This window comes from Methyloversatilis sp. RAC08 (assembly GCF_001713355.1).
Taxonomy (GTDB): Bacteria; Pseudomonadota; Gammaproteobacteria; order Burkholderiales; family Rhodocyclaceae; genus Methyloversatilis.
Map to the genome: position 1 here is coordinate 854,092 of NZ_CP016448.1, position 11,934 is coordinate 866,025.

Annotated in this window: 11 protein-coding genes; 5 read left to right on the top strand and 6 right to left on the bottom strand. The window is 66.3% G+C overall.

Annotated features, from left to right (window positions below; genetic code table 11):
- Positions 1 to 24 precede the first annotated feature (24 nt).
- The 6 genes from BSY238_RS03885 to BSY238_RS03910 all read right to left on the bottom strand — a co-directional run bounded on the left by BSY238_RS03885 (position 25) and on the right by BSY238_RS03910 (position 7,164).
- Positions 25 to 2,931: a formate dehydrogenase subunit alpha gene (locus tag BSY238_RS03885; protein WP_069037985.1), complete on the bottom strand. Its 2,907-nt coding sequence runs from the start codon at positions 2,929 to 2,931 to the stop codon at positions 25 to 27.
- A 16-nt stretch (positions 2,932 to 2,947) separates the two neighbouring features.
- Positions 2,948 to 3,160: a formate dehydrogenase gene (locus tag BSY238_RS03890; protein ID WP_069037986.1), complete on the bottom strand. Its 213-nt coding sequence runs from the start codon at positions 3,158 to 3,160 to the stop codon at positions 2,948 to 2,950.
- A 63-nt stretch (positions 3,161 to 3,223) separates the two neighbouring features.
- Positions 3,224 to 3,883 carry a TorD/DmsD family molecular chaperone gene (locus tag BSY238_RS03895; RefSeq protein ID WP_069037987.1) on the bottom strand — a complete coding sequence of 220 codons (660 nt, stop codon included), beginning with the start codon at positions 3,881 to 3,883 and terminating at the stop codon, positions 3,224 to 3,226.
- On the bottom strand, positions 3,880 to 5,973 hold the full coding sequence (locus BSY238_RS03900) for a 4Fe-4S binding protein (protein WP_069037988.1): 2,094 nt from the start codon (positions 5,971 to 5,973) through the stop codon (positions 3,880 to 3,882). The genes BSY238_RS03895 and BSY238_RS03900 overlap by 4 nt, the downstream gene beginning before the upstream one ends.
- A gap of 65 nt (positions 5,974 to 6,038) precedes the next feature.
- Positions 6,039 to 6,665, bottom strand: a complete 627-nt coding sequence (locus BSY238_RS03905) for a DUF3306 domain-containing protein (RefSeq protein ID WP_069037989.1) — start codon at positions 6,663 to 6,665, stop codon at positions 6,039 to 6,041.
- Positions 6,655 to 7,164 (bottom strand): DUF3305 domain-containing protein, encoded by a 510-nt coding sequence (locus BSY238_RS03910; protein WP_223300259.1) that lies wholly within the window; start codon positions 7,162 to 7,164, stop codon positions 6,655 to 6,657. Before BSY238_RS03910 ends, BSY238_RS03905 begins: the two co-directional genes overlap by 11 nt.
- A 77-nt stretch (positions 7,165 to 7,241) precedes the next feature.
- Between BSY238_RS03910 and moaA the strand changes: the two genes are divergently transcribed.
- Genes moaA through BSY238_RS03935 form a run of 5 tightly spaced genes read left to right on the top strand, consistent with a single transcriptional unit; the run spans position 7,242 to position 11,925 of the window.
- Positions 7,242 to 8,330, top strand: coding sequence for a GTP 3',8-cyclase MoaA (gene moaA / locus BSY238_RS03915; protein WP_069037990.1), 1,089 nt, complete (start codon positions 7,242 to 7,244; stop codon positions 8,328 to 8,330).
- Between the two features lie 31 nt (positions 8,331 to 8,361).
- Positions 8,362 to 9,180, top strand: a complete 819-nt coding sequence (locus BSY238_RS03920; protein ID WP_069040434.1) for a formate dehydrogenase accessory sulfurtransferase FdhD — start codon at positions 8,362 to 8,364, stop codon at positions 9,178 to 9,180.
- On the top strand, positions 9,177 to 9,770 hold the full coding sequence (gene mobA / locus BSY238_RS03925; protein WP_069037991.1) for a molybdenum cofactor guanylyltransferase MobA: 594 nt from the start codon (positions 9,177 to 9,179) through the stop codon (positions 9,768 to 9,770). Before BSY238_RS03920 ends, mobA begins: the two co-directional genes overlap by 4 nt.
- Positions 9,767 to 11,002: a molybdopterin molybdotransferase MoeA gene (gene moeA, locus BSY238_RS03930; RefSeq protein WP_069037992.1), complete on the top strand. Its 1,236-nt coding sequence runs from the start codon at positions 9,767 to 9,769 to the stop codon at positions 11,000 to 11,002. The genes mobA and moeA overlap by 4 nt, the downstream gene beginning before the upstream one ends.
- Positions 11,003 to 11,004: 2 nt before the next feature.
- Positions 11,005 to 11,925 carry a helix-turn-helix transcriptional regulator gene (locus BSY238_RS03935; RefSeq protein WP_069037993.1) on the top strand — a complete coding sequence of 307 codons (921 nt, stop codon included), beginning with the start codon at positions 11,005 to 11,007 and terminating at the stop codon, positions 11,923 to 11,925.
- Positions 11,926 to 11,934: the final 9 nt, after the last annotated feature.

The following is an 11,934-nucleotide window of genomic DNA, read 5'->3' on the forward strand; positions in this document are numbered from 1 at the left end:
GCCGCGTGGGTTGCGTCGCGCGTCTCAGGCCTTGACGATCTGGCAGACCGTGGTCTTGGTTTCCTGCATCATCGTCACCGAGTCGTAGCCGTAGGTGGTCGCAGTATTCACGGCCTCGCCGCGTACCACCGGGGCCGCACCTTCCGGATAGCTGTCGATCAGGTCCTTGCCCATCCAGTGGCCGGCGAAGTGGAACGGCAGGAACACCGTGTCGGCGCCGACCCGTTCGGTCACCATCGCCATCACCCTGATCTGCGCCCCGGTCGGCGACCTCACCCACACCATGTCCTTGTCGCGGATGCCGCGATCATTGGCAGCACGCGGGTTGATCTCTACGAACATGTCCTGCTGCAGTTCGGCCAGCCAGGGGTTGGATCGCGTCTCGTCGCCGCCGCCCTCGTACTCGACCAGTCGGCCGGAGGTCATGATCAGCGGGTAATCCTTGCCGACGTTGGCGAACTGGTCCTGCACGCTCTTGTAGAGCGTGGGCAGCCGCCAGAAGGCCTTCTTGTCGTCGTGCGTCGGGTACTTTGCGACCAGGTCGGCACGGGGCGAGAACAACGGTTCGCGATGCAACGGAACGGCGTCCGGGAAATTCCACACCACGGCGCGCGCCTTGGCGTTGCCGAACGGATGGCAGCCGTGTTCCTTCATCGCGACGCGGATGATGCCGCCGGACGAGTCGGTCTTCCAGTTCTTGCCTTCCGCCTTCTTCTTCTCGTCGTCGGTCAGCTCGTCCCACCAGCCAAGCTTCTTCAGCAGCACGTGGTCGAATTCCGGGTAGCCGAACTGCAGATCGGCTCCTTTCGATGCAGAGCCATCGTTGGCGAGCAGGCTCACGCCGTCCTTCTCGACGCCGAAATTGGCGCGGAAGTTGCCGCCGCCGTCCATCACGTGCTTCGACGTGTCGTAAAGATTGGGCGTACCGGGATGCTTCATTTCCGGCGTGCCGTAGCACGGCCACGGCAGCCCGAAGTACTCGCCGTCGAGCTGGTAGCCGGTTTCCTTGTCGATGCCGCCCTTGGCGCGCAGCGTCTTCGGATCGAACACCTGCATGTTGCGCATGTGTGCCTTCAGGCGCTCGGGCGACTGGCCGCTGTAGCCGATGGTCCAGGTGCCGCGGTTGATTTCGCGCAGGATGTCTTCGACGCTGGGTTCGTTGTTCGTCACCTTCACGTTCTTCGTGAACTCTTCGGCGAAACCGAATTTCTGCGCGAACAGATACATGATGGTGTGGTCTGGCTTCGATTCCCACAGCGGCTCGATCACCTTTTCGCGCCACTGGATCGAACGGTTCGACGCGGTGCATGACCCGACGCACTCGAACTGCGTCGCCGCCGGCAGCAGGTACACGCCGTCCTTGCGGCCGCTGGCCGCCATCGCCGCAGTGGCCGACGGATACGGGTCGATGACTACCAGCGTATCGAGCGCCTTCATGGCCTCCAGCATGTCCTTGCCGCGCGTCTGCGAATTCGGCGCATGGCCCCAGAACACCACGGCACGCAGGTTCGGGTCCTGGTCGATGAATTCGTTCTTCTCGGTCACGCCATCGATCCAGCGCGAAACCGTGATACCCGACTTCTCCATCAGCGCCTGCGACGCGAAGCGCCCCTTCAGCCACTCGTAATCGACGCCCCACACGTTCGCCCAGTGCTTCCACGAACCGGTCGCAATGCCATAGTAGCCAGGCAGCGAATCCGGGTTCGGGCCGACGTCGGTCGCGCCCTGCACGTTGTCATGGCCGCGGAAGATGTTGGTGCCGCCGCCCGATACGCCAACATTGCCGAGGGCGAGCTGCAGGTTGCACATCATGCGCACGATGGCGTTGCCGGTCGTGTGCTGGGTCTGGCCCATGCACCACACGACAGTCGACGGCTTGTTCTTCGCCATCGTTTCGGCCATCAGCTTCACCTGCTCGTCCGGCACGCCGCTGACTTCCTCGACCTTGTCGGCGGTCCACTTCATCGCCTCATCGCGGATCTTGTCCATGCCGTACACGCGGTCTTCGATGTACTGCTTGTCCTCCCAGCCGTTTTCGAAGATGTGGCGCATCACGCCGTACAGGATCGCGATGTCGGAGCCGGACCGGATGCGCACAAAGTGGTCGGCCTTGGCCGCCGTGCGGGTGAAACGCGGGTCGGCGACGATGATCTTCGCGCCGTTCTCCTTCGCATGCAGGATGTGCAGCAGCGACACCGGGTGCGCCTCGGCGGCATTCGATCCCATGAAAAGGATGGCCTTCGAATTCTGCATGTCGTTGTAGGAGTTGGTCATCGCACCATACCCCCACGTGTTGGCCACGCCGGCCACCGTGGTCGAGTGGCAGATGCGCGCCTGGTGGTCGCAGTTGTTGGTGCCCCACATCGACACGAACTTGCGCATCATGTAGGCCTGCTCGTTGTTGTGCTTCGACGAGCCTATCCAGTACACGCTGTCCGGGCCGCTCTCTTCGCGCAGCTTGAGCAGCCGCGCAGACAGTTCGGTCAGTGCGTCGTCCCACGACATCCGTACCCATTTGCCATCGACCAGCTTCATCGGGTAGCGCAGGCGGTGCTCACCGTGTCCGTGCTCGCGGATCGACGCGCCCTTGGCGCAGTTCGCCCCCATATTGATCGGGCTGTCGAACACCGGCTCCTGCCCGACCCACACGCCATTCACGACTTCGGCATCGATGGCGCAGCCGACCGAACAGTGGGTACAGATCGTGCGCTTGATCTCGACCTTGCCACCGGCCGCCGGCGCATCGGCGGCCTGCGCGCGTTCGACCATCGAGAACGGCAGTGCCGACGCGAACGCGCCGGCACCGGCTGTCATACCGGAGCGCTTCAGAAAGGTGCGCCGGTCCATCGTGCGCGGCGCGGCAGCCGACACGGCGCGCGCGAGGCGCGAACTGCCGCGCGGGGCGCTGGCGGATTTGCGGGTCAGGGTCATGGTCGGTCTCCTCCGGTCAGACGCGTGCGGTACGGTAGTAGTTGGCGATGTGCTCGGTCATGCGATAGCCGCCCTTATCGTTCTTTGCCGTGAGGTCGGTCGCTGGCTCCGCTTCACCGGTCGAGCGCACCGCCACCACGGCGGCTGCAGCACCCACGCCACCGATACCTGCGGTCAGCAGGAAATGCCTGCGCTTGAGGTTGGCCTTGAGGTTGTCCTTGTCAGTCATCGTGAAGTCCTCCTGTCGTGGTCACTGCGGGGTGTGCATGGCGTGTGTCGTTCGGGCATGGCGTCAGGCCTCGATCTGCCGCGCCGCATTCTCGATGTCGAGAAAGCAGCGCAGGTACTGGCCGGCGCGCCGGTAGAAATTCGCTTCGGGTGCGGCGTCCAGCGCATCGATCAGTGCGCCGTACCAGGGCTCGATGTGGGTCGCGAAAAAGCGGTCCTGCGCGGCAGCGCGGTCCGCTTCGCTGCGCGTCGTGTCGGTCAGCAACAGGCGCATCACGTCGGCCAGCGCCGCAATGTGGTCTTCCGGATCGGATTCCCCTGCGGCTCTCTGCAAGCCGAGCGCAGCAAGGTCATCGCGCAGTCTGGCCAGCGGCTTTTCGTTGACGAACCCGGCGAGATGGAAGGATGCAAACGGCACGACCTGCGGACGGCCGACACCGCCGAACAGCGCATCGAATTCGTCCTGTGCCGCAGCGGCGTCCATCGCCGACGACGCGGCGCACAGTGCGTTCCACGCGCGCGCCATCAGCATGGCTTCCGCCGAGGGCGCATCGCCATCGACCGGCCAGTCACCCGAGGCGGCGAGCGTGTCCAGCAGCGTCCCGTCGGGTGCCGCGTGAAACAGTCGGGAAATCAGCGCGTAGTGGTTGGCGCGCGCCATGTCTTCGTCGCTGGCCGGCTCGCGGACGAAAGCCATCGGGCGACGTTGCGTTTCGGTGGTCATAGATCGAACACCGAAGTTTCGCGACCGGGGCTCTGCATCATGTCGATCACGCGGCAATCGGCGCACATCTGCAGCCGGCGCAACGCATCGCCGCCGGCGAACATCGAGTGCGCGGCCAGCTTGCCGGTCATCGCATCAATCATCTGCTTCGTGCCGAAGGGCGCGCTGCAGCGGATGCAGTGGAAGGGTTCGGCTTCGTTCAGTACGCGCTCGCGTCGCGCCGCGTCACCGATCAGCAGACGCGGTTCGAGCGACAGCGCGTTTTCGGGGCAGGTATTCACGCACAGGCCGCACTGCACGCAGTTGCGTTCGAGAAAGCGCAACGCCGGCCGCTCGCCGCCATCCATCAGCGCCGACGCCGGACAGGCGCCGACACAGCTCATGCACAGCGTGCAGGCTGCCTGGTCGATGTTCACCGCACCAAAAGGGGCGCCAGCCGGCAGCGCGATGACGTCTGCCTTCACCGGCGAGTGGCGCACCAGGTGTTCGAGACAGAACTCGAGTGCGCCGCGCTTTTCGGCCGGCAACGCAAAGGATGCCGGCGGACAGGACACGCCGGCTGCAGGATGTGCGCCCAGCGCATGCGTCAGCGTCGCCGCGTCATCTGCCGTGACGGCCACCAGTGCCGACGCGGGGTAGCCCAGCGCCGCAAGCACGCTGCGACCGATGCCGATCTGTGCTGCAGTCGCAGCGGCGTAGGCGTCCGGCTGGTCGCCTTGCGACAGAATGACGCATTGTGCAGCGCCGTAGGACAGCGCCGCGAACATCAGTTCCAGGCCGACCGACGCGACGTCGTGCACGGCCAACGGCAGTACATCGGCCGGCAGGCCGCGATGACGTCCAGCCAGCGCAATCAGCTCTTCGCCCCGCGTTTCACCGTGAAACAGAATGCGCGGTGCGTGGCCACCGGTTGCGCGCCAGGCCTTCAGTGCCGTCTTGATGCGCAGTGCAACATCGCTTGCGGACGGGTAGGCGTAGCGCATGGCGCCAGTGGGACAAACTGTCGCACACGCACCGCACCCCATGCACAGATGCGGCTCGACGAATACACCGTCGCCATCGGCGCGGATGGCCGAGGTCGAACAGACATCGATGCACTGGTTGCACCCCTGCTTGCTGTTGCGGCTGTGCGCGCAGATCGACGGCTTGTAGGTGAAGAATTTCGGCTTTTCGAATTCACCGACCAGGGAGGCGATCTGCTGCAGTGCCAGCGACTGCTCGAGCGGATCGCGCCCGGGTGACAAATAGCCTTGCGGCGGGTGCGGAATGCGGAGCAGCGCCGGCTCGGACAGGTCGAGCACCAGATCGTAGGTTTCACTGCGCGGCGCGCCGATGGCGGCGAAATCGATGGCACCGATGTCGCGGCAGGCGCTCGCGCAGGCCCGATGACCGGTGCAGCGCGCAGCGTCAACCTGATAGTCGTAGCCGATGGCGCCCTCCGGACAGGCGTCGATGCAGGCATTGCAGCGCACACAGGCGTCGAGGTCGATCGCGTTGGCGCGCTGCCAGCTCACTTCGAAGGCGCCGAGCCAGCCGGCGACCGACACGTTGCGGCCGCTGGCCACCGGATAGTCGCGGCGCACCGGCAACTCGCTGCGGTCGTTGGCGGTGATGAGCACATTGATCGCGAGGCGCTCGCCGTACTGCTGCTGCGCGCGCTGCGCCCAGCCCAGCGCGGCGCCGGCCGGGCCGATGATCAGCAGCTGGCCGGCGGATTCGTAACTCACGGCCGGCACCGGTGCCGGTTCGGCAAGACGCGCCATCGCGAGCTGCGCCGCCAGCGCGGGCTGAACGTCCGCGCCACGTGCGCTGCGTCCGGCGATGTCACGCAGATTGATGAAGGTCACGCCGGACGCGCTGCCCGCGTCGTCAGCCAGTTCGCGCAGCAGTGCCGACTCCTGCGTACAGCCGACGATGGCTTCCGGTGCCCGGCCGAGCAGTTGGGCAAACGTGTGCGCATCGCGCCGGCACAGCTGCTCTCCGACGTCGAGCGGCGCATCGAGCGCAAGCGCATCGGTCAGGCGTGTGATGTCGAATGACACCGTGCCGTTGCAACTGCACAGGTGGATCGCCTTGTCGGCGTTATTCATTGTTTATCGCTCCTCCGGCAAAGCTTTTGCAGGCTTTGTGCCAAAGGGACGACGAAAGAAATGACCTATTCCGACCGCGAACGACTTTCCGCCGGGGCAGGCAGGGTCAGCTCATCGGGTGAGCCGGGCAGCGCGTCAGCGTCCAAGAAAGGAAAAGACTTGAGCTCGGGCTCGGCTTCGTCAGGCGCTTCACGAAGCGCCTTCGACTCGGGCGGGGCGTCAGGCAACCGTTCCGGTTCAATTAGTTCGGCCGTCGATTCCGAAGCCGATTCGGCCGCACGTTCGGCATCGACCTCCGGCTCGAACCAGTCGGCTGGCAGCGTCGGCGACAGCGTTTCCCGCGCATGCGCAAGTTGGGCGACCATCGACGCCGGCAGCGGCTCGAACACGCTGAAGTCTTCGATGTAGACGTCCAGCCCGTCCATGGTGTTGAAGGGGCCGGTGTGGAAGAGCTTCTTCAGCGCCGCGCGCTTGACGCCTTCGTCCACCTTGTCGCTCAGAAAGCCGCGGAAGTCGGAGTCGAAGTCGAGCGAATCGACGGACGGCAATGGCGCGTCGGGTTCGTCGTTCGGCGCGGTGGCGTCGGCGGCGGGCACCACGACAGGCACGGGGTCGGCCGCCGCAGATTCTGCCGCAGCCTGCTTGAGCCGCGACCAGCGACCGAGAAAGCCACGCACTGGATCATCGGCCATGACCGCCGCCCCCGTAGTGGGTATTGCCGTCGCCGGTGCGCGCAAAACGCTTCTGCCTGCGCGGCTCGGGCGCCTTCTGGAAGCGCCGGGCAAAGGCTTCGATCCAGTCGCGAATGTCGGCCGGCATCGGCAATCCGTCCACCTTCTCGCCGGAATCCATCCAGCGTGCCGCCTCTCCGTAGCTGGCACTGAGCTGCATCGGCCGCACCGGCGGGTCGGCGTCTTCGTCGGGCCGCCACATGACGAAGATGCGCGGCTCGGCCGCCGTCACGTTGAGCAAGTAGTTGTCGGCTTCGTCGGTGTAGAGCGTGAAGTCGAGCGGTGGGAACATCCACTGCGTCGCCGCAGCCGATTTCGAGAAAACCACAGGCGCAGCAGGGCTTTCCGGGCCTTCGGGCTGGAGCGCACGGGCCTCCCACACATGGTCGGTCCACTTGTTGTGCAGCACCCTGAGCTCCATAATCACTGCCAGCCTGAGCGTGACCGGACCGTGTTCCATCCTCTCGCCATGCACAATCTTTTTCCTGCCTTCCTGTCGAACGGGTTCGCGACCCCGAACTTCACGCCGCGCTGCCCATGAGCGAAAAGATCATACATCTGCTGGACACCCGTACCGCCGCGCGCACCGCGGCGGTCGTGCCCGACCACCCGATACCGGCCACCGGCCGGCTGGACGACACGCGCGGCCGCGCGGTACGCGACCTGCGCATTTCGGTCACCGACCGCTGCAATTTCCGCTGCGTCTATTGCATGCCGAAAAGCGTGTTCGACAAGGACTACCCGTATCTGGCCCGCGCCGAACTGTTGAGTTTCGAAGAGATCGAACGCATCGCCTCGCTGTTCGTGGCGCATGGTGTAAACAAGCTGCGCATCACCGGTGGCGAGCCGCTGCTGCGCAAGAACATCGAACAGCTGATCGAGCGCCTGGCGCGGCTGCCGGTCGAAATCACGCTCACCACCAACGGCACCCTGCTGCCGCAGAAGGCACGCGCACTGCGCGATGCCGGGCTGACACGCGTGACCGTCAGCCTCGACGCGATGGACGACGACACCTTCCGTCGCATGAACGACGTCGACTTTCCGGTCAGCCAGGTGCTCGAAGGCATCGATGCCGCGCATGCAGCCGGACTCACGCCGATCAAGGTGAACATGGTGGTCAAGCGCGGCACCAATGACCATGCCATCGTGCCCATGGCGCGCCACTTCAAGGACAGCGGCCACATCGTGCGCTTCATCGAATTCATGGACGTCGGCTCCAGCAACGGCTGGAAGATGGACGAAGTGCTGCCGAGTGCCGAGGTCATCGCGCGCATCCACGCCGACATGCCGCTGGAGCCGATCGGTGCGAATTACCCCGGAGAAGTCGCCCAGCGCTGGCGCCATGTCGATGGCAGCGGCGAGATCGGTGTCATTTCTTCGGTCACCCAGGCCTTCTGTTCGAGCTGCACGCGGATCAGGCTGTCGACAGAAGGAAAGATCTACACCTGCCTGTTCGCCACCGAAGGCCACGACCTGCGCGCGCTGCTGCGCGCCGGTCGCAGCGACGCGGACATCGCGTCGGCCATCGGCGCGATCTGGCAGGCGCGAGGCGATCGTTATTCCGAAATCCGCACCGCCGACACGGCCGCCCGGCGCAAGATCGAAATGTCCTACATCGGTGGCTGAAGTGCCCAAACCTCTCGTGGCCAGCCGCCTCATGCAAAGACCCTTGCTGACCGACGCCGCCCGCCCTGCCACGATCGAAATCCCGGCCATCAACGAGCGTGGCGAAACGGTACCGACCGCCATCGCCGGCGAACATGCGCTGACGTTGTATCTGGACAAGCGCGAACTGGTGACGCTGATGACGCTCGGCGGCGCGCCGGAGGCGCTGGTGATCGGCTGGCTGCGCAACCAGCGCATGCTGGCGTCGATCGACGACATCGTGTCGGTGCAGGTGGACTGGGAAGTCAATGCCGCCGCCATCACCACGCGTCATGGCGTGGCCGATCTCGACGCGCGCATGGCCACCCGCACGGTGACCACCGGCTGCGGCCAGGGCACGGTGTTCGGCGACCTGATGGAAGACATCGAGAAGATCCGCCTGCCGGCCGACGCCCGCCTGACCGAAAGCGCGCTGTATGCCATGCTTGACGTCGTGCGCACGCACGAAACCATCTACAAGCAGGCCGGCGCGGTGCACGGTTGTGCGCTGTTCCGCGGCGCCGAGTTGCTGTACTTCGTCGAGGATGTCGGTCGTCACAATGCCGTCGATGCCATCGCCGGTCACATGTGGCTGGATGGCGTTGACGGCGGCGACAAGATTTTCTACACCACCGGACGGCTGACTTCGGAAATGGTCATCAAGGCGGCGCAGATGGGCATCCCTTTCCTGGTGTCGCGCTCGGGCCTCACGCAGATGGGTTATGACATCGCACGCCAGGTCGGCATCACGATGATCGGCCGCTCACAGGGCAAGCACTATCTGCTGCTGACCGGCATGGATCGCTTCCTTCGCGACGGAGCGGCCACATGAACGCGGGCATCACCGGACTGGTGCTGGCCGGCGGGCTCGGCCGTCGCATGGGCGGCATCGACAAGGGGCTGCAGGAATTCCGCGGCGAACCCATGGTGGCGCAGGTCATCCGCCGCTTCGCGCCACAGGTCGATGCACTGATCGTCAACGCCAACCAGAACATCGAGCGCTACGCCGCCTTCGGCCACCCGGTCGTGCCCGACGTCATCACCGGCTATGCAGGCCCGCTGGCGGGCCTGCATGCCGGCCTGAACGCCTGCCGCACACCGCTGCTGGTCACCAGCCCGTGCGACTCGCCCTTCCTGCCGCTCGATCTGGTCGCCCGCCTGCATGAAGCACTGGAGCGCGAAGGCGCCGACCTCGCGGTCGCGCGCACCGGCGAACAGTCGCATCCGGTGTTCAGCCTGGTGCGGCGCCACGTCCTGCCCGGCCTGACCGATTTTCTCGACGGCGGCGGGCGCAAGGTCGATCTCTGGTATTCGGCATTGAAGGTGGTTGAAGTCAGCTTCGACGACCAGCCCGATGCCTTCGCCAACATCAATACGCTGAACGAACTGGCCGCACTTTCCGTGCGCCCCGACACGCCATGACAGATCGCTTCACCCCGGTCGCGGACGCCCGCGCCCACATCCTTGCCGCCTGTTCGCCGGTCGCCGGGACGCAACGCGTGCCGCTGCGCGACGCGCTCGGCCGCGTGCTGGCCGCCGACGTCATTTCACCGGTCAGCGTGCCGCCGCACGACAACTCGGCGATGGACGGCTACGCCGTGCGCCACGCCGACCTGTCGGCCGACGGCGACACGCGGCTGGCCATCGTCGGTCAGGCGTTCGCCGGACATGGCTGGGCGGGCGAAGTCGCCGCCGGGCAGGCAGTGCGCATCATGACCGGTGCCGTCATGCCGGCCGGTGCCGACACCATCGTCATCCAGGAAACTGCGCGCCTCGACGGCAGCACGGTCATCGTGCCGCCGGGCCAGAAAGCCGGCCAGCACCGCCGCCGTGCCGGCGAAGACCTGCACGCGGGCGAGCCCGCACTGCGTGTCGGCCGGCTGCTGCGCCCGGCCGACATCGGGCTGGCCGCGTCGCTTGGCATCCCCGAACTGACCGTGCGCCGGCGCGTACGGGTCGGCGTGCTGTCCACCGGCGACGAAGTGATGTCGATCGGTGACCCGGCGCGCGAAGGCGGCATCTACGACAGCAACCGCTACACGCTGACCGGCATGCTGACGCGGCTGGGCTGCGAAGTGGTCGATCTGGGCGTCGCCCGCGACACGCGCGAGGCGCTGTCGGCCGCGCTCGAAGCGGCCGTCGGCGAGGTGGATGCGATCATCACCAGCGGCGGCGTGTCGGTCGGCGAGGCGGATTTCGTGCGCGAAATCCTCGCCAGTCTGGGTGAAGTCACGTTCTGGAAGATCGCCATGAAGCCCGGGCGGCCGATGGCTTTCGGCACGCTGGGTAAAGGTGCGCGCAGCACGCTGCTGTTCGGCCTGCCTGGCAATCCGGTGGCCACCATGGTCACCTTCCACTTCTTCGCGCGCGACGCGCTGCTCAAGCTGATGGGCGTGTCACCCGTCAGCGCGCCCATCCATTTCGCCGCGCTCAGCGATACGGCGATGAAGAAGCAGCCGGGCCGCACCGAATACCAGCGCGGCATCCTCGAACTGCGCGACGGGCTTTGGCATGTCGCGGTCACCGGCGCCCAGGGCTCGGGCATCCTGCGTTCGATGTGCGACGCCAACTGCATCATCGTGCTCGGTGACGACTGCGGCAACGTCGCCGTCGGCGATGCAGTGAATGTCATTCCGTTCGAAGGCCTGATCTGACGGTGTCGGCCGACGAAGATCAGCCAGGCGAGGCGTCGCCCTATCTCACGGCGCGCGAAGCGGCCGCCTATCTGCACCTGAACGAAAAGACGCTGTACGCGATGATCCAGGAGGGCGGCGTTCCGGCCACCAAGGTGACCGGAAAGTGGCTGTTCCCGCGCGCGCTGCTCGACGACTGGCTGCTCGAATCGACGCACGGCGGCGTGCTGGCCGACCGCCTGCTGATCGCCGGCAGCGACGACCCGTGGCTGGCGCACAGCATCGCACGACTGGCCCAGCGCGCCGAGGACGGCACGCTGATCGCCTACAGCCCGTGCGGCACGCGCAAGGGGCTGGCGCTGCTCGCCCAGCGGCGCGCCAACGCCTGTCCGATCCACTGGGGCGACGCGCAGCACGCGACGCGCCGGCATGCGCTGCTGCTGCGCGAATACACCGGCAGTTCCGGCTGGGTCACAGTGCAGCTCGCGCTGCGCGAACAGGGGGTGATGCTGTCGCGCACAAGCGCCCCGGTCGCCACGCTCGCCGATCTGCTCGCCCGCCAGCCGACCCTCATCCAGCGCGGCAGCGGCGCCGGATCGCAGCACTTCTTCGTGCAGGCCTGCACGGCCGCCGGTCTTGCGCTGCCGCCACTGACGCAGTCCGCCGCCACCGAACGCGAAGCCGCTTTCATGGTGGCCAGCGGCGCCGGCGATTGCGCCCCGGGCACGCGCGCCGCCGCCGGTGAATTCGGCCTGCCCTTCCTGTCGCTCGGCCGCGAGGCGCTCGACCTCGTCATGCCGCGCACGCTGTACTTCCGCGCATTACTGCAGCAGTTGCTGGCCGAACTGGCCAGCGCCGACAGCACCGACCTCGCCGCCCGGCTGGGCGGCTACGACCTGGCTCCGCTCGGAAAACTCCGCGCAGCGACTACCGAGGCGGGGTGACCCGTTGCT

Excerpts from the sequence above, each read along its gene's own strand:
- BSY238_RS03885 (WP_069037985.1), bottom strand. The coding sequence starts at position 2,931 with ATGACCCTGACCCGCAAATCCGCCAGCGCCCCGCGCGGCAGTTCGCGC.
- BSY238_RS03895 (WP_069037987.1), bottom strand. The coding sequence starts at position 3,883 with ATGACCACCGAAACGCAACGTCGCCCGATGGCTTTCGTCCGCGAGCCG.
- BSY238_RS03900 (WP_069037988.1), bottom strand. The coding sequence starts at position 5,973 with ATGAATAACGCCGACAAGGCGATCCACCTGTGCAGTTGCAACGGCACG.
- BSY238_RS03905 (WP_069037989.1), bottom strand. The coding sequence starts at position 6,665 with ATGGCCGATGATCCAGTGCGTGGCTTTCTCGGTCGCTGGTCGCGGCTC.
- moaA (WP_069037990.1), top strand. The coding sequence starts at position 7,242 with ATGAGCGAAAAGATCATACATCTGCTGGACACCCGTACCGCCGCGCGC.
- moeA (WP_069037992.1), top strand. The coding sequence starts at position 9,767 with ATGACAGATCGCTTCACCCCGGTCGCGGACGCCCGCGCCCACATCCTT.
- mobA (WP_069037991.1), top strand. The coding sequence starts at position 9,177 with ATGAACGCGGGCATCACCGGACTGGTGCTGGCCGGCGGGCTCGGCCGT.
- BSY238_RS03920 (WP_069040434.1), top strand. The coding sequence starts at position 8,362 with ATGCAAAGACCCTTGCTGACCGACGCCGCCCGCCCTGCCACGATCGAA.
- BSY238_RS03910 (WP_223300259.1), bottom strand. The coding sequence starts at position 7,164 with ATGGAACACGGTCCGGTCACGCTCAGGCTGGCAGTGATTATGGAGCTC.
- BSY238_RS03890 (WP_069037986.1), bottom strand. The coding sequence starts at position 3,160 with ATGACTGACAAGGACAACCTCAAGGCCAACCTCAAGCGCAGGCATTTC.